This window comes from Alloscardovia criceti DSM 17774 (genome assembly GCF_000376885.1).
GTDB classification, from domain to species: domain Bacteria; phylum Actinomycetota; class Actinomycetes; order Actinomycetales; family Bifidobacteriaceae; genus Alloscardovia; species Alloscardovia criceti.
This window is the reverse complement of record NZ_AQXR01000011.1, coordinates 271,912-290,056: the sequence shown is the minus strand read 5'-3', so window position 1 is coordinate 290,056 and position 18,145 is coordinate 271,912. Positions and strand designations below refer to the sequence as shown.

The following is an 18,145-nucleotide window of genomic DNA, read 5'->3' as shown; positions in this document are numbered from 1 at the left end:
TGTAGTTACTGCAGCGCGGGTACTCAAACTCAATTAACATTGTTTACAGATGTGAATAACTATATCAAATCAATCGAACATTTGTTCGAACATGTGTTGAAGTCTCGATGACTCCAGTGTAGTTTATCGAGCTGGCAATGGGGGCGCATTGTGATCCTTACCCCATCGCTGAGAATCCGGAATTTCCATATGATCGCACAAAATATTCCACACTATGCGCGGCTCTACCCCATCCTTAATGGCCTCATTTACGGTACGATTATCCAATTTTTCCAGCGTCTGATCATGCGCTAAGGAGCGCCCATACACCCGTCCGAACACCTCTTCTAAAAGTTGCCAAAATTCACGTTCACGCATAACACTATCCTCACATAAGAAAACCTCGTTTTATCTTATCCTCTACGGACAGATGAAACGAGGTTATTCGTTCACAATGAAATTGAGGGTTAACGCAAACCCGCCTCTTCGTATTCACGCACACGCTCAGACACGAGCACGAGCATCTCAGAAAGCTTTACATCCAAAGCATCTGTAATCGAAGCCAAAAGCTCAGAACTGGCTTCCTTCTGACCGCGCTCTACCTCTGAAAGATATCCCAACGACACGCCAGCCTTCTGGCTAATCTCACGCAACGTCTTATGGTCACGCGTACGCAAAGAACGCAACACGCTTCCCTGTACCTTACGTAAGGAGAAGGTTTCGACTTCTGCCGCCTCACGATGAGATCCCTTAGCCGTGGACTCTACGGCCGTTTCATCAATTTCCGAATTTGCCCACATGCGATTTCTGGCGGCTTCACGTTCATTCTTCGCCACGCGTGCCTGCTGTGCACGCAATACTTGCTGCTGAGCGATTGCAACTGCACGAAGCTGAGCAGGCGTTAAGTTGCGCATCATGGCTTGTTTACCTGCTGCGCGCTTCATTTCTTCAACGGTTGGGGTGTTCTGCTGAGTTGTTTTTACAGCTGTTGAAATCATACTTGCCTCTTTTCGTACCTGTTACTTGAGTCAACATCACTCAACCTTTTTTATTCCCAAAGCATGCTCAATATGATTCAGCTCACATTTTTATAGTGAATGGATCCGATCTACGGCGTGTCGCAACGCTAATTCGAGAGCAGCGACCACGGATGCGCGCCGTATCTGAGGACGATTACCCGAGAAATGACATTCCTGAGTAAAGACTTCACCTGTTGATAATGCACATCCCACATACACCGTGCCTGCAGGAATATCTCCATCTGGTCCTGGACCTGCCACGCCAGTAGTGGACAGGGCGATACCGTCGCATGAAAAGAGACGCAAAGCACCGGTAGCCATATGTTCCGCCGTATATACATTGACTGGACCATGATCCTCTAACCATTGGTGATCTACGCCCAAAATGCGGGATTTTGCAGCCACTGCATACGTATTAACAGAGCCTAAGAAAGTATCAGAAGCGCCGGGGATACGTACAAAGGCATCCGCTAGTAAACCTCCGGTCAGCGATTCCGCACAGCAGATATGCACGCCTTGACGTCTGCACCGATTGAGTAGTTGCGCGGCCGCGGTATCTTGAATATCCAGCGCGGAATCTGCATGTACAGCTGAGTTATTGACATCCGTCATGATACTTCTTTTCTGTTCTTGTAATTGGCTTAGGTAAATATCAATTCAGTGTAAGAAATTTCTCAGAATGTTTTCACTTATATTGTACTGATCCTCATGCAGGATTTCTACAGGGAAACCACAGAATTTCAGAAAGAAGCGTCTGTAAATTAGTTATTTTCTACAGTTTCTACCGTTTCTGTTGCTTCCTTCTGCGGGCGTGCGGAGAAGGTATTAATAAGGTACTCTCCGCCGGAGTATAGACAGAAGAAGAGCGCCAGAAGCAGGATAATGGTTCCGATCCAGTAGTAGTTCACCCAGATGGTGCTCTGGAAACCGCCCATAACGGTCCACATAGGGAGCAAGATCATGCCGAGACCGATGCATTGTGTCAAGGTTTTCAGCTTTCCAGCCGACGATGCAGCGATAACCTGGCCACCTGTGTCGATGACGAAGAATCGCATAATCGTAATGCCGATTTCACGCACGAGGAAGAGGATGGTCAACCACCACCAAATCTCGCCGTAGAAGGACAGCACGAGGAAGGCGCCGCAAATCAGTAATTTATCGGCAATAGGGTCCATCAATTTGCCCAGCTCGGTGACCTGGTTGTATTTGCGTGCCAAGAAACCGTCTAATTTATCCGTCGAAGCAGCGATGATGAAAAGAATGGCGGCAATCCAACGGTTGGTAATATTATCCACGCCAAAGGGTCCGGCGGCAATCGCAAAGTAGATAAAAGCGACCATCAGGACGATGCGCACATACGTCACAATATTGGGAACGCTATTCCAACCCTCAAATAAATTCTTCTTTTCAGTCATAACCTATCCTTCGTACTGCTGTGTATCGTCACCATCATAGTCACTGGTATATGACGATTGTGCGGAATCCGTTTGAGTACCACCTTGTGTGTTGCTGCTCTGTGTGTTTCCATTGATGGACGGCGCATCGCCACGAATAAAGGCGAGGACGTCGTTCAGCTGCTCTGGTTGCACAAGTACCTCGCGTGCCTTAGAACCTTCAGATGGACCTACCACGCCGCGGGATTCGAGCAAATCCATGAGTCGGCCAGCTTTTGCAAAGCCTATTCTGAGCTTGCGCTGAAGCATGGAAGTAGAGCCAAATTGAGCACCCACCACGAGTTCGGCGGCCTGAAGCAGCTCGTCCATATCCGAACCGATTTCCTCATCAATATTTTTCTTCGTGTCCTGCTGGGCTGCCATTTGCTCAATGTCTTGGCGATATTGTGGCTTTCTTTGGGTTTTTACAAAGTCTACAGCCGCACGAATTTCAGACTCCGAAACCCACGCCCCTTGTACACGGATAGGTTTTGGCTTGCCCATAGGCAAGAAGAGCGCATCACCTTGACCGATTAAGGCCTCCGCGCCCACGGAATCCAAAATAACGCGCGAATCCGTAGCAGACGAGGTGGCAAATGCCAAACGCGATGGCACATTGGACTTAATCAGACCCGTGACGACATCCACGGATGGGCGCTGCGTAGCCAAAACGAGGTGAATGCCAGCCGCTCGCGCTAGCTGAGTAATGCGCTGTATGGAACTTTCCACATCGTTTTTCGCAACCATCATCAGATCCGCCATCTCATCGACGACGACTAGCAAGTATGGGTACGGTGCCACTTTCCTATTTGACCCCGCTGGCGCATGAACTTTGCCAGCCTTAACAGCTTCGTTGAAGTCTTTGACATGGCGGAAGCCAAAATACTGAAGATCATCGTAGCGGGCATCCATCTCCTTGACGACCCACTCCAAGGCCTGCGCCGCACGCTTCGGGTCTGTGATAATCGGCGTGAGCAAGTGCGGAATACCGGCATAAGCGGTTAATTCCACACGCTTTGGATCTACCATAATTAAGCGCACTTGCTCAGGCGTAGCGCGCATGACGATAGAGGTGAGCATGGAATTGATAAAGCTGGATTTACCAGAACCCGTAGCACCTGCCACCAGAAGATGCGGCATGGTGGTCAAATTTGCTATGACGAAATTGCCCTCCACATCCTTGCCGAGACCAACGGTCATAGGATTTGTATCGTTGAGAGCTTCTTTGGAGCGTAGCACATCACCCAAGTGGACGATTTCACGGTCGACATTTGGAATTTCCACACCGATAGCACTTTTACCGGGAATTGGTGAAAGGATGCGTACATCCGAGCTAGCCACGGCGTAGGCGATATTGCGCTGAAGATTCGTCACCTTCTCGACTTTCACGCCCGGCCCCAGCTCCACCTCGTACTGGGTAACGGATGGACCACGCAAGAAGCCTACGACATCGGCATCCACACCGAATTCTTGGAAGGTGGCACGCAAAGCTTGAATGACGCGTTCATTCGCCTCGGTCCTGACTGCATGTGGCTTACCTTTTACCAACAAATCGAGGCTAGGTTTCTGATATGCATTGTGTGTCTGGTCTGCGTCAGATTCTGAAGTATGTAAGGCCACAGTGGCGCCGTCCGCGTCATCTGAAGCGGTGTTATGTGCTGCTGCATTCGCCACCTCTACCGCATCCGCCGCAGCACCCCCAGCACTCAGCCCTGCTCCAACTGCAGCAGGTACTGCCCCATTGCTCGCTGGGACACCCATAGAAGGTATGGCTACCGTTTCGTCCTCTGCATGCGTATGTGCGATATCCCCACTGTTTCTGCCGGCTGCAGCCTGCTCACGGCCGCTGAACTGAGGAGAGCTCGAATGCAAAGGGAGCGTTTCGCCAGAAAAATCACCGTTTCGACTGCTGGACACAGGTTGGCGATGCGAAGGCGAATCGTCCTGCACGCGCAGCGCATTTTGGAATGCGTTATCGCCTTCGTACTCATCCAGTGAGGTGTCTGTTTCTTGATTTTTGCGCTGGAACAGCCGCTTCCACCACGGCAATCGCGGCTCCGTATGCTCCTCATCGGTGCCATCATGGGTGGGCACACCTTGAGCAAAGCTTAAGGTAGAGTCGCCGATTGTGGACTCTTGAGGAAAATCTTCCTCCTCGCCCGCTTTTTCTGCGTGCGTATTCATACCCAAGAGTCGTGGAATTTCGGCAATATGCACTTGAGTAATCATCAAAAGTGCAAATAACCCGATAAAGACAAAAATGACCACAGCAAATGGCTTTGATAATCCCCATGCCAATGGGGATCCCAGAGCATGACCAAACAAGCCGCCCGCGTTGATAATGGTAGCCCAGTCAAAACCACCCTTGTCGGAGGCTACAAAAATATCTGCTAAAGAGCACACAGTCCACACCAGCAGTACCCAACCGGATACCACTCGCGTATTTTCCGATTCGAGATTGGAATTGCGGATAAGTCTAAAGGCTACAAAAAGCAACACAATAGGCAAAACCACACTCATAATGCCAAAAGCCCCGCCCGCTATAAGATGCAGGAAACGTCCGATGGCACCTTGCACTCTAAACCATTCGGATGCGATAAGAAGCACGCTGAGAATGATAAGAACGAAACACCACGCATCGAGACGGGCATCATTATCCTCACTGTTGGTGCCAAAAATATCGCGCACAAGTTGCGCAAAAAGCCGTGGAATGAAGAGTAAAACCTTTGCCCACCACGCCTCTGGCTCCCGCTGCTCGCGTGCCTGATCACGTGGTGACGATTCACTGCGTCTACTCGACGATGAACCCGAGGCTGAACGTGCGTTTTTACCGTCCCGTGGACTTACTGAAGATGATGTTGGTCGTGCCATAACGCTTTACAGATTAGCGAAAATGGCAGACCAAGATGGCGTAAAAGTACAAGATAACACCACTACTCCACAAGACTGCACAGGTGCTTCGCCACACACCACGCAGACGCCTCAAGCCACAAAAATCAGCACTTCGCTACTGCTCCACCCTGCCCAAATGATGCTGTACATACTCATCGGCTGCATTATCAAATGCGTCGAATGCTCCCTCATCTGCGGTGAGCACAATGCGCGTGGCTTCCTCGAGCAGGTGTTCATCCGTAGCATTGATCCAATGTACACGCGGATCGCGGCCAAACCAACCCATTTGTTTACGCGCTAGACGTTTCGTTTTCTGCGCGATATCTGCGTAGGCCTCATCCATGCTCATATCACCGTCTAAGGCTGCCCTGATTTGCGGATAGCCTAAAGCACGTGCTGCGGTGAGAGAAAGCCGCCCACGCAGCTGTTGTACTTCTTTTTCAAAACCCATGTCACGCATTTTTTGGGTGCGCTCCTCGATTTTATTGTCGAGCACTTCCCTACTGAGGTCTAGGCCGATTTGCACGGTCGGGATGACGTATCGATAACGCGGAAGTGTAGCCGAAAACGGTTTGCCGGTCAGTTCGATAACTTCGAGTGCACGGATGGTTCGGCGGATATTGCGTGCATCCATATGTGCTGCTGCCACAGGATCCTGAGCCTGAAGCTCCGCAAAGAGCGCCTCACCGCCGATATCTTCACCCCGTTTTTCTATTTTTTCGCGGATGTTTTTATCCGTGCCCGGGAAAGAAATATCGTCAATCGCAGCCCTGGCATACAATCCCGAACCGCCGACAAGAATAGGACGCACGCCCCTAGACTGCAGCTCGTGTATGGTTTGACGCGCCAAGGATTGGAATTTTGCCACAGACATTTCCTCGCTGGCGTCAATAATATCGATGAGGTGATGCTTAATCTGTGCCTGTTCTTCCGGGCTTGCCTTCGCGGTACCGATATCCATGCCCCTATACATTTGGTAGGCATCGGCATTCACGATTTCACAGGGCACACCGGTGCAGTCCGCCAGCGCGCGCGCCAAAGCGATGGCGAGCGCGGTTTTGCCGGAGGCTGTAGGTCCGATGATGGATACGACCTTGAGTTGCCGTGCCGTGGGTAAAGGCTTCTCTGTGTTTTCTACGTTTTCTACGGAATTAATGGCGTAGCTCATAGGTATCTCCTTGCAGGATTTGTGGATCTGCTATGAGATAGTGTGCGGAGCTATCGGTGATGGTGCAGGTAACGAAGTCGCCTATGTGTGGTGCTGGTGCGCCTTCTGGTACGGTGATATGGACGAGGTTGCCGCCATGGTCGCGTCCGGTGATGCGGTTTGTTTGTTTGTCTTTTACGCCATGTGTGGTGCTAATCATGACTTCAGCGGTTGTGCCGACGTGTGTGCGCATGATGGTGGCGGATATGTCTTCCTGGAGTGCGTGGAGACGTTCGAAGCGCTCATGTGTGATGTGCGCGGGAACTTGCTCCATGGTGGCAGCGGGTGTGCCGGGGCGTGGTGAGTATTCGAAAATATAGGCAGAATTGAATTGTGCTTTTTTGACTACGTCCATGGTTTCTTGGAAGTCTTCTTCCGTCTCTCCAGGGAAGCCCACAATAATGTCTGTGGTGATGTGAGCATTGGGGATGCGAGTGCGTACGTTGTCGAGAATAGTCATGAATTTGCTGACACGGTAGCTACGGCGCATAGCACGCAGGATTTTGTCCGAGCCGGATTGCAGTGGCATATGGAGCTGCGGCATGACGTTGTGCGTGTCTGCCATCGCTTCGATAACGTCATTGGTAAATGCGGCTGGGTGCGGTGAGGTGAAGCGTACGCGTTCGAGTCCCTCAATCTGACCACAGGCACGCAGCAGCTTGCTAAAGGCGTGTCTGTCTGCTGTGGAGTATCCGTAGGAATTGACGTTTTGCCCGAGTAGGGTAACTTCTTTGATACCGCGCGATACGCAATCTTCGATTTCTGCGAGGATTTCGCCTGGTCGTCTGTCACGTTCTTTTCCGCGTACCGATGGCACGATGCAGAAGGTGCAGGTGTTGTTGCACCCTACGGAGATGGATACCCATGCGCTGGCTTTAGAGGAGCGTACGGTGGGCAATTCGCTAGGAAATTGGCTCAGTTCTGTGGCCACTTCTACTTGTGGCTTATTTTTTTCGTGTGCTTCGTGCAGGAGCGGCACGAGTGAGCCGATGTTTTTGGTGCCAAATACCACATCTACCCAAGGTGCTTTTTGGGCGATGCGTTGGCGGTCTTTTTGCGCCATGCATCCGCCCACGGCAATTTGCATGTGTGGGCGATTACGCTTGAGCTTCGCATATTGGCCGAGAGTGCCATACATTTTAGATGTAGCATTTTCGCGTACAGCGCAGGTGTTGAGGACGATGAGATCCACCTCTTCTGCCTCGATTTGCTGCTGGCTGGCTTTGACGTATCCATCTTCTTCGAGGACGCCGGCGATGCGCTCTGAATCGTGCGCATTCATCTGACAGCCTAAAGTGTGTACATAGTATACGGGCGCTTGGCTTGCGGTCCTGACGGGCGTGATGTCTTCACTCAGGCCGCCAAGGCGTTCTTGCACAGTCATCATTTCTTCATTCATAACTCTAGATATTACCGAAATCACGGGTGCTTTGGGCGCGAGTGTGTTTTATAATTGTAAGGTTGCAAAAAAATTGAGGTGGTATATGATCCTGGATCGACAGAGCCCATTAAGTCTAGCTGATATTACTCAGGCTATGGTGACGCTCGAAGAATCCATTCCTGAGTTAATCACTCCTCAAGGCGAGGAAAATCTTATTCGTTTTGGCCATGCTTTCGAAGATCTCATGCAAAGCTATCGTGGTGCCATGCATGAGATTAGCACCAAGCTGGAAATTTTGGATGATGAGTATCAAACGCGATATAGTCATAATCCTATTCATCACATGGAACGACGTATGAAGTCGTTGCAGTCTATTGCAGGAAAACTGGCTATTCATCGCAAAACCATGTCCATTCAAAGCATTGAAGAAACGGTTTTTGATATAGCAGGTATTCGCGTGATGTGCAATTACATTGACGACGTGTATACCATCGCCAGCATGCTGAGCCGCCAAAGCGATATCCGCATTTTGGAGGTGAAGGATTACATCAAGCATCCAAAAGAGTCTGGATACCGCAGTCTTCATGTGATTTACAGCGTGCCTGTATTTTTAACCACCGGTCCAAAGGATATTCCTGTGGAAGTGCAGTTCCGTACGATTTCTATGGATTATTGGGCTAGCCTGGAGCATCGTCTGCGCTATAAGAGCCAAAACAATCCAGAACGCATTGCACGTCATATTCAGACCTTGCAGGATGCAGCTCAGGAACTCTACGATATTGATGTCAAGTTGCAAAATGTGCATAGAGATCTTGTGTCCGCTCCGCGCGAAGATGATTTTGACGATTAATCTTTTGTACAATTGCCCTAAAATATAACCGATACAAGAAACCGTTTCCCCTCAGGTAACTCCCAAATCGGGTGAAGGAACTCACATCATGTATAACACACCAGACAATCAACCACAGAATTTCCAGAATTCTCCAAACCAAACCCCTTATCAGCAGGCTTATACGCAGACATCGATGGCTCAAAATGCTCAGGCTGAGCGTATTTCTGTAGCACGTACGTATGGTGAAATGACTATCGGCTTAGTAGTAACAGCTGTTGTGGCATATTTCTCCTATGCTACCGGCTTGTTTAGTGCTTTCTTCCAAAGCACAGGCACGTTTGGACTCATCATCCTCTCTATCCTTCAAATTGGTATAGTGATTTTCCTGTCCGCACGAGTGATGTCCATGAAACCTTCCACGGCTCGCCTCGCCTTTTACGCGTACGCCGCATTGATGGGCTTTACGCTAAGCACGATTTTTGCCGCCTTTAACATCAATACGATTTTCTTAGCTTTTGCCTTCTCCGCTGCTTTCTTCTTTGCATTGACTATGTGTGCTTTGACTACCAAGGTGAATTTACTCAAGCTGGGACCCATTTTGCAGGTTGCGCTTATTGTGCTTATTATTTCGCAAATCGTCATGATGTTTATGGGGGTGGGCACACAAACCATGCTTCTGTCTGCTATTACGATGATTATTTTTGCCGGATTTACAGCCTATGATGCCCAGGTAGCGCGCGCACTTTTCCAGCAGTTTGCCGGCAATACGGAGATGATTAAGCGCGTATCTATTATTTGCGCACTGAATCTGTATCTGGATTTCATTAACTTCTTCATTTCACTGCTGAACATTTTCGCAGACAGAAGTTAGCTCTTCCAATGCTCCGTAGAATGCCCTGAGCAGTAAACGCTCAGGGCATTAACTTTATCTAGTGAATATCGTCGTACGGCAAGAATCGCTGGACAAGATATTGCAGCGTAAACCACAAGACCACCGATGCGGCGGACAGGGTAAGAGTAACGATGAACAAGAATCCCGTTGGAATATGCAAATCGAATAGGCTTGCTAAAGGCGGGATAAAGGCGCCAATCACACCGGCTATAGCGAAGAAGGCCACCAGCCATCCACGCCACGATTTTAGCGGCCGAGAAATGGAGGCCAGCATCACGATGCCCAACACAAAGAGCACAGTCACATTCACCGTGCGCAATTGCGTGAGATGGTCCTCAACATTGGTCCAGCCCATCAGTACCGGTACGAGAGTGGTGCTCGCTAAGACGCTGAGCCCGGTAGCAATACCCGCCGGAAGAGCCACGCGTAGCACGCGTGTGAGGAAGCCCGGCAAATAGCGGCGCGTATTCGGTGCTAGCGCCAAGAGAAACGCGGGCGTACCAATTGTGAACCAACCAATGTAGGTCATATGGCGTGGTAGATAAGGGAAGTTCAGCCCCAACAACACCACGCCTAAGGAAATAACCACCGAATACGTGGTTTTGACGAGGAACAGGCTGGCTACGCGCTCCATATTGGCCATAACTTGACGTCCACGCGCCACCACATCCGGCAAATGGGAAAACAGAGAATCCACCAGCACGACTTGCGCAACAGCCTTCGTGGCGGGAGCAGCATTGCCCATGGCTATGCCTAAATCCGCTTCTTTCAGCGCTAAAGCGTCGTTCACACCATCGCCCGTCATCGCCACCACATGGCCACGCGCATGCAAAGCTTGGACGATGAGCTTTTTCTGCTCAGGTAGCACACGTCCCACAACATCGATGTTGTCCAATATGTCCGCCACATCTTCAGCATTCTGCGGCAGTTCACGCGCATCCATAAATCGTGGTTCGCGCTCACCCGTCAGCTTCACCTTTTTGGCAATCGCAGCCACCGTTAAAGGATTATCTCCAGAAATAACGCGAGCGCGGACGCCTTGCTGTCTAAACCATGCCAAAGTAGCTTGTGCATCTTCGCGTACGGATTCAGAGCAGAGGATTAAGGCTTGAATTTGGGCGTGAGGGTTGATGTGCGGCTTCGCATCAACGTCTGCTGAGTCTGGCTTTGTGGTTGCAACGACTGTTTCACCCGAAATGCTTCGCGCGAGAACCAGTACGCGTGAGCCATTATGGGCGTATTCTTCGACCTGCTGCATGAGGACGCTGGTATCTGCTTCGAGGGTGGCGGTGACGATTTCAGGTGCTCCAACAACCCATTCCTCACCGGAATCGTATCGAATAGCACTCCATTTACGGGCAGAAGAGAATGGAAGGCGCCAGCTCGGCTCCGCACCTTTCATCTGCTCATCCGTTATACCGTATTTTTGTTTCAAACCTTCCAACACAGCAGAGCCGGTGGAATTCGGGTTTTCTTCGTGGACTACCTGCCACAAGGCAGCATAAATCTGCGCAGTTTCTATTTGTGCAGTGTCCATAATCTCGACACTGTCCAGCGCGATGCCACCATCGGTGATGGTTCCCGTCTTATCGAGATTTAAGGCATCCACCCGCGCCAGCGTCTCCACCGCATTGAGCTCTTGGACAAGCGTGTTTTGACGTGCAAGGCGTAAGGCGGCGAGTGCGAAATTCAAAGAGGTTAAAAGGACCAACCCTTCCGGAATGAGACCGACTATGCCCGCCACAGCTTGGACGACGGCTTGACGCCAACTTCCCGTAGTCAGCGCCGCATCCCACCCGCCGACCAAGCGAATTTGTGACCAGATGAGCAACGCACACAGGGGAACGACGATGATAATCATGAAACGCAGGATCTTGTTAATACCATCGTTGATATCGGAATGCGTTTGCACGTAGACTTTGGCTTCCGCGGTCAATTTCGAGGCATAGGACTGGGCGCCTACCGCAGTGACATGAATGAGGGCGGAACCCGATACAACGGTTGAGCCGGAGTAAACTTTATCCTCTGACTGCTTTTTCACCGTGTGTGATTCGCCCGTCAGCATCGACTCGTCGAGTTCTACACCAAAGTCTTGGAGCACTTCACCATCGGCGGGAACTTGATCGCCGGATCTGATCCACAACACATCGTCTAGCACGATATCATCATGTCCTACCTCTACTTCTTGTCCATCGCGCACAACGGTATGCTTTTGAGCAATGAGGAAGGACAGCTTATCCAAGGTGAGTTTCGAACGGACCTCAGTAAAAACACCGATAGCGGTATTCAGGATGATAACCAAGCCGAAAACCGCATCTTTCCATTGGCCCGTAACCAGCACCAAAACCATGGCAGATAAAATAATGCCGTTAAACAGTGTAAAAATATTCGCTTTAACAATGTCAAGAATCGTGCGAGAGCTACGCGACGGAGTAAAATTCGTCTCGCCCTGTGCAATGCGTTCACTCACCTGAGCGGCGGACAGTCCCCTCGTCGTGTCCACAGGGGAAGCATTACGTGTGGTGTTTTCTCGTGTACCCATAAACCCTACCTAGTCAGTATCCATTCTGGTTGTGCTGAAGTTTAGCCTTCCAGAGTCGAGCTGAAAATCGTATCGTGTGGTCGGTCTTCCACCACCGTCATAATCACATCAAAAGCCGACGTGTTGTCCTGCTCTACGCCCCCATTCACATCCCAATACGCGGCAAAATACATCGGGTTAAGAGACAGCTGCGCATACTGGAGGCCTGTGCTGGAGCTGATGATGATCGCCACCCCGCGCGAGCGCGCATACGAGAGCACATCCTCCCACTCAGTGGGATGCTGTACCGCATCCGCCGGGATAATCACAAGCGTGGCATACGCGTCAATAGCATTTTTGGTCTGCGTTATTTGCTCTGCTCCGCTGCTGGCATGGCGAAATTGGGCTGTAATATCAGATTTTTCTATCGCTTGAGCAATGCGCTTCTCGCGCTCGCCCTGATTATTGACAGACGCAATCACATCGACGAGCACATTTTTTATATCACCATCATCGTCACGCGATACATACTCGTCTGCTGTATCCAAGGTGTAACTGTGCCCTATTGCCGTACTGGTGTGCGCTGTGCAGGCGCTCACGGTGATGAGTACACCCACGCAGATCAGTACAAAGAAGACGACCGCACGTAGATGCAATCGTCTTACTCTCTCGCGAAAATTCATACTGTTAGTCTATCAAAAACACAGGTGTATAAACTCAACTGGGTTCCTGTTTTCTTCCCACATTTCTCAGGGTTTGCGTAGCTTCTCCTGCTTTCACTCTAGAGCAGGCCGTTGTCCGTCAAGTACGTGCGTGCGACGTCTGCAGCACTTTTGCCTTGGACATTGACTTGATAATTCATACGCGCCATTTCTTGCTCGGTAATTTTGCCCGCTAGCTGATTGAGAATGCCTTCGAGTTCTGGGTATTCCTGCAAGGTTTGCGCACGCAATACCGGCGCACCCTGATACGGTGGGAATAGATGCTTATCATCCTCTAGCAAGGTCAAACCGTATTCTTCAATTTGACTATCCGTAGAGTAGGCATCCACAATCTGCACATCACCATTATTGATGGCTTGATAGCGCAAAGCCGGCTCCATGGTGGATACATCCAGATGCAGACCATACAAACTCTGCAAGCCCTTACCCCCATCATCACGATCGTTAAATTCCAAGGTAAAACCTGCACGTGCAGAGTCTTGAACCTTCGCTAAATCGGAAATCGTCGTCAAACCGTTCGCCTCAGCGTATTCCTTTTTTACGGCAATAGCGTACGTATTTTGATACTTCATAGGCTCCAGCATGACGAGATTATCCTGAGCTTTCAGCCCATCGCGAGCCTCCATATACACCTGCTCGGCATCCGTGCTCGGCTGCGGTGGATTTTTGAGCAACGATGTGGTTACGGTACCTGTAAATTCAGGATAAATATCAATCTTTCCACTCTTCAATGCCTCATATACGAAGGTAGTTTTACCGAAATTAGGTTTAACTTCCACGCTTATATCGCTGTTCTTTTCAATGAGATCCTTATACATATTCATAAGAATCTCCGGTTCGGAACCGAGTTTGCCTGCAACGATGAGATGGCGAGAACTACCAGTGGTGCTCGATTTCACAACCGAAGACACCGCATAGGAACCCGCCAAAACTACAGCCAAGGAGACAAAAACGGCGAGAATCCTTTGTGGTCGTAGCTTACTCATCCAACCGATGCCATAGTAAGCCAATACCGCAAGGGCTGCAGAAGACACTGCACCGATGACGATCAAAGCCGTATCATTGCGGTCAATGCCGAGCAGGATAAAGGACCCTAAGCCGCCTGCACCAATCAGTGCCGCCAAAGTTGCCGTACCAATAACCATCACGGTTGCCAGTCTCACACCGGACATAATCACCGGCATAGCAAGGGCAATGCGGTAGGTTTTGAGTTTCTCCCATTCGGTCATGCCAAAGGCTTCGCCCGCCTCTTCAAGCTCCGGGTCGATATTGCTCAGTCCCACCAAAGTATTTTGCAAAATCGGCAAAATGGCATAAATAACTAACGCCGTCACCGCCGGTAGCGTACCGATACCCATGAGCGGGATAAATAAGCCGAGCAAAGCCATGGACGGAATGGTTTGGAAAATAGCCGCTATTTGGATGACGACTGCGGATGTCTTTTTCCACTTGAGCAGGAGGAAGGCCAATGGAACGGCGATGACGATGGCTGCAATGACGGCCAACAGTGAGATTTGAATATGCTGTCCTACAGCAAGCCACCATTCGCCTTGTCGCTGAGAAAACGTGTGCATAAAGGCGTTCATTGGTTCTCCTGATTCTCGAAGAGATTCTTTACAAAGTCTGTCGCCGGATGATTTGTCACATCCTCCACCGTACCCAGCTGTTCAATGCTACCCTCATGCAGCACGCACAGTCTATCCGCCAGCCTGACGGCCTCATGCATATTATGCGTGACAAAAATAAAGGTCGTATGGAAGGCATCATGCAATTGCTTCACCAGATCTTGAAGCTGTGTGCGGCTCATAGGATCCAATGCCGAGAAAGGCTCATCCATAATCACCACCTCAGGTTTGGTGAGCAACGCGCGCACAATACCCACGCGCTGAGCCTGACCGCCGGATAGTTCAGAAGGCATGCGATCAGCATATACAGTATGGTCCAAACCCACTTGATCGAGTAGCTTATGTGTTTCTTGCTTAATTTTTTCCGCATCCCACTTTTTCATCGAGGCGATAACACCAATATTTTCTGCTACAGTGAGATGAGGAAAAAGGCTACCCGTTTGGAACACATATCCCAGGCCGAGGCGCAACTCACGTAAATTGCACTGCGCTACATCCTTGCCGTTGACAGTAATGCTGCCTTGCGTGGGTTTTTCTAGACCATTCATCATTTTGAGTAGCGTGGTTTTACCGGAGCCAGAAGGCCCTACAATGACAAAGAATTCACCGTCCTGAATGGTAAAGCTCAAGTCCTGAACGACATTCTTACCTTCGAATTCTTTAGACACATGTGAAAATTCAATCATGTGCTCTCCTTCTCATAGTGTCTTATTAGTGGCGCAGACTTCCCTGTCCTGCTCTCCAGCTTAGTGTGCAAGACAGAGCTTTCGCTCTGCACGAATCGAGAACCGTGTTATAGCAAACCCTGTACCTTGTAGGCACGGTCATAGGAATGGTTGTAAACCTGAAAATCCTGGTCGTGTAGACTCACCGCAGCCTTTTGCGCCCACTGCGGGTTATTGAGCAAACCTCGGCCCACCTCAATGAGATCTGCATGCCCCGACTCAAGTACGAATTCGGCTAGCTGCGGAGAATCCAAGAATCCTACAGCGGTGACCGGCACGTGCACGGCCTCTTTCATCACAGCGGAGAATGGCACCTGATAGCCTGCACCCACCGGGATATTCGGCGACACGTCCAGCAAACCGCCAGTGGAGACATCTATACCATCGATGCCCTCTTCTTCCAGCCACTGCCCTATCTGCTTCCAATCCTCCAGAGAGTTTTGAGCCTGTGCATCTGCATACACGGACAGCGACAAGCGAACCCACAAGGAACCCGTAAATTCTTTGCGTACAGCACGTACAATTTCACCAATCAAACGATAACGATTGCTCAAACTACCACCGTATTGGTCGCTTCTTTGATTAGACGTAGGTTCTAAGAATTGATCCAGCAAATAGCCGTGGGCACCATGAATCTCGAGCATATCGAAACCCGCATTCTGCGCTCGCCGTGCAGCATCGGCGAAGGCTTGAACAACGCGCGCAATATCTTCCTGCGTCATTTCCTGCGGTACGCCGTATTCATCATTAAAGGCAAGGGCACTAGGCGCATACTTGGTCTGTGCATCCGCAGCTTTTCTGCCGCCATGGCCCAGCTGAATGCCGATTTTGCTCCCCAACTCATGGATATCGCGCACAAGAGTTGAGAAGGCTTGAGTCTGCTCCTCGTTCCACAAGCCCAAATCTTTATCCGTTAAACGACCATCCGGCTCCACCGCCGTGGCTTCCACGATAATAAGACCAACCTGCCCGATGGCTCTTGCCCCGTAATGAGCACGATGAAAAGCCGTAAGAATGCCATTATGCTTGTACACTTCATAGGTACACATAGGTGGCATCACCACACGATTTTTGAGCTCTAATCCAGCAACTGTCGCAGAACTCAGTAATTTAGTCATAGTTCTTCGCTTACTCTTCGACATCAAAGCAACCTGTGTAAAATCCATGCTAGTGTGCCTTACACGTGCTCGTGGAAAAGTTTCTTTGTCGGCTAATTTTCCCCCACGTTGTGCTATGACGAAAAGTATGCACAAAGGGTTGAGCTTGTGCACCCAACCCCTCTGACTCTATTCGTTGCTCTAACGTGCCCTGTTCAGGAAACCCTTGACCGACTGCGGATCGCTATGATCCAAAAACAGGCTCTTGTGCTCATCCAGAGCGAGAATCTGCTCCATATCCACAGGAGACAATTCAAAATCGAAGATATTAAAATTATCCTCCATACGATTGCGATGCGTGGACTTCGGTATGACCACCACCCCACGCTGCATCAGATATCGCAAGCCCACTTGCGCTGCAGACTTGCCATACTGCTCGCCCACCCTTGTCAACGTAGGATTCGTAAAGAAGTCCCGCCTACCCTCCGCAAACGGCCCCCAGGATTCCTGTACCACACCCAGCTCATCCATGGTTGCGCGTGCCTCCTGCTGCTGGAAAAATACATGGGTTTCGACTTGGTTCACGGCAGGCACCACGTCTGCGAAATGCGCGATATCGAGCAGGCGATCCGGATAGAAATTCGATACGCCGATGGCACGAATCTTGCCATCCTTATACGCCTCTTCCATAGCTCGATAGGAGGCATAATAATCCCCAAACGGCTGATGAATCAGCATTAAATCAATGTACTCAGATTGCAGCTTTTTGAGACTTTCATCAATAGCAGCCTTCGCAGCCTTATAGCCCTCCTTGTAAATCCACATTTTCGTGGTGACGAAGAGCTCCTGGCGATCGATGCCTGCGCCGGCAATGGCAGCACCTACGCCTTCTTCGTTATTGTATGCCTGAGCTGTATCGATGTGGCGATACCCCACCTCAAACGCTTCACGCACGCAACGTTCCGTTTCATCTGGAGGAGTTTGAAATACGCCATAGCCTAATTGTGGAATTTCTACACCATTGTTGAGTTTTATATACTCCATTGTTTGACCTCACAGCCTGTGTATGATGTTTGTCTACACAGAGATTCGCCATGTAGACGGGGAAGTTCCCTATTTTCTAGCGTAATTCAGATAGATATGGACCGGCGTGATTTTGCTCACAATGAAACTGGACTGGTCTGCGTAGGCTATCGATAATCTTCTACATCAAATGCGCAATCCTTATAGAAGAATGGACGGTCTGCCTCTGTAATCTCACGAATAATCTTGGCAGGGTTGCCCGCTACAACCGTCCACGCCGGCACATCTTTGACGACGACGGAACCTCCCGCAATCACACTATTGTCTCCAATGGTCACGCCCGGCAATATGGTGACGCTGCCACCCACCCACACATTATCGCCTATGGTGACGGGAATGCCGTACTCGTAGCCTGAATTGCGACTTTCGGGATGAAGCGGATGTCCGGCCGTATAAATCGACACGTTCGAGGCGAGCATGACATTATCGCCAATAGTGACTTTACCGGGATCTAAAATCGTAAGATTGTAATTGGCGAAGAAGTTTTTACCTACCTCGATGTTTGTGCCGTAATCGCAATGAAATGGTGCTTCAATATACGCGGTTTCACCACCTGCGCCGAGAATTTCTGACAACAGCTCGCCCATGCGGTCCAGATGATCCGGGTGTAAATTGTTAAATTCCCAAATCTTCTTCTTGCAGGCCAGTCGCTCTTCCGGTAGCCCATCCATGTCGGCAATATAGGGCAGTTCGGACAGCATACGCTGCTTTTGATTCATATCGTTGCGATTCATAAA

At 50.1% G+C, this 18,145-nt stretch carries 16 protein-coding genes; 2 read left to right on the top strand and 14 right to left on the bottom strand.

Annotated elements, in window-relative coordinates; genetic code table 11:
* Positions 1-123: 123 nt before the first annotated feature.
* From D570_RS0106605 to miaB, 7 genes are all read right to left on the bottom strand, one after another.
* A complete protein-coding gene (locus tag D570_RS0106605) occupies positions 124-357 on the bottom strand; it encodes a DUF3046 domain-containing protein (RefSeq protein WP_018143603.1) in 234 nt (77 codons plus the stop codon).
* Positions 358-446: 89 nt separating this feature from the next.
* Positions 447-977, bottom strand: a complete 531-nt coding sequence (locus D570_RS0106600) for a helix-turn-helix domain-containing protein (protein ID WP_018143602.1) — start codon at positions 975-977, stop codon at positions 447-449.
* Between the two features lie 90 nt (positions 978-1,067).
* Entirely contained in the window at positions 1,068-1,610 is a 543-nt protein-coding gene (locus D570_RS0106595) for a CinA family protein (RefSeq protein ID WP_018143601.1), read from the bottom strand.
* Between the two features lie 149 nt (positions 1,611-1,759).
* A complete protein-coding gene (gene pgsA / locus D570_RS0106590) occupies positions 1,760-2,413 on the bottom strand; it encodes a CDP-diacylglycerol--glycerol-3-phosphate 3-phosphatidyltransferase (protein WP_018143600.1) in 654 nt (217 codons plus the stop codon).
* 3 nt (positions 2,414-2,416) lie between these two features.
* Complete coding sequence (locus D570_RS08700; RefSeq protein ID WP_083907421.1) at positions 2,417-5,302, bottom strand: FtsK/SpoIIIE family DNA translocase; 2,886 nt, start codon at positions 5,300-5,302, stop codon at positions 2,417-2,419.
* A 136-nt stretch (positions 5,303-5,438) separates the two neighbouring features.
* Positions 5,439-6,491 (bottom strand): tRNA (adenosine(37)-N6)-dimethylallyltransferase MiaA, encoded by a 1,053-nt coding sequence (gene miaA / locus D570_RS0106580; RefSeq protein WP_018143598.1) that lies wholly within the window; start codon positions 6,489-6,491, stop codon positions 5,439-5,441.
* Positions 6,475-7,929, bottom strand: coding sequence for a tRNA (N6-isopentenyl adenosine(37)-C2)-methylthiotransferase MiaB (miaB, locus tag D570_RS0106575; protein ID WP_026181943.1), 1,455 nt, complete (start codon positions 7,927-7,929; stop codon positions 6,475-6,477). The genes miaA and miaB overlap by 17 nt, the downstream gene beginning before the upstream one ends.
* Before the next feature lie 85 nt (positions 7,930-8,014).
* Here miaB and D570_RS0106570 point away from each other — a divergent pair, with 85 nt between their 5' ends.
* Positions 8,015-8,761, top strand: a complete 747-nt coding sequence (locus D570_RS0106570) for a GTP pyrophosphokinase (protein WP_018143596.1) — start codon at positions 8,015-8,017, stop codon at positions 8,759-8,761.
* 88 nt (positions 8,762-8,849) lie between these two features.
* Positions 8,850-9,614 (top strand): Bax inhibitor-1/YccA family protein, encoded by a 765-nt coding sequence (locus D570_RS0106565; RefSeq protein WP_018143595.1) that lies wholly within the window; start codon positions 8,850-8,852, stop codon positions 9,612-9,614.
* A gap of 58 nt (positions 9,615-9,672) precedes the next feature.
* Here D570_RS0106565 and D570_RS0106560 read toward each other — a convergent pair whose 3' ends face one another.
* The 7 genes from D570_RS0106560 to D570_RS0106530 all read right to left on the bottom strand — a co-directional run bounded on the left by D570_RS0106560 (position 9,673) and on the right by D570_RS0106530 (position 18,142).
* The gene (locus tag D570_RS0106560; RefSeq protein WP_018143594.1) at positions 9,673-12,177 is read right to left on the bottom strand and encodes an HAD-IC family P-type ATPase; all 2,505 of its coding nucleotides are present in this window, start codon (positions 12,175-12,177) and stop codon (positions 9,673-9,675) included.
* Between the two features lie 41 nt (positions 12,178-12,218).
* Entirely contained in the window at positions 12,219-12,839 is a 621-nt protein-coding gene (locus tag D570_RS0106555) for a hypothetical protein (RefSeq protein WP_156812261.1), read from the bottom strand.
* 98 nt (positions 12,840-12,937) lie between these two features.
* The gene (locus D570_RS0106550) at positions 12,938-14,464 is read right to left on the bottom strand and encodes an ABC transporter permease/substrate-binding protein (RefSeq protein ID WP_018143592.1); all 1,527 of its coding nucleotides are present in this window, start codon (positions 14,462-14,464) and stop codon (positions 12,938-12,940) included.
* Positions 14,461-15,189, bottom strand: coding sequence for an ATP-binding cassette domain-containing protein (locus D570_RS0106545; protein ID WP_018143591.1), 729 nt, complete (start codon positions 15,187-15,189; stop codon positions 14,461-14,463). Before D570_RS0106545 ends, D570_RS0106550 begins: the two co-directional genes overlap by 4 nt.
* A 107-nt stretch (positions 15,190-15,296) precedes the next feature.
* A complete protein-coding gene (locus D570_RS0106540; RefSeq protein ID WP_026181942.1) occupies positions 15,297-16,346 on the bottom strand; it encodes an oxidoreductase in 1,050 nt (349 codons plus the stop codon).
* A gap of 180 nt (positions 16,347-16,526) precedes the next feature.
* On the bottom strand, positions 16,527-17,369 hold the full coding sequence (locus D570_RS0106535) for an aldo/keto reductase (RefSeq protein ID WP_018143589.1): 843 nt from the start codon (positions 17,367-17,369) through the stop codon (positions 16,527-16,529).
* A gap of 146 nt (positions 17,370-17,515) precedes the next feature.
* Complete coding sequence (locus tag D570_RS0106530; protein ID WP_018143588.1) at positions 17,516-18,142, bottom strand: sugar O-acetyltransferase; 627 nt, start codon at positions 18,140-18,142, stop codon at positions 17,516-17,518.
* Between the last annotated feature and the right edge of the window lie 3 nt (positions 18,143-18,145).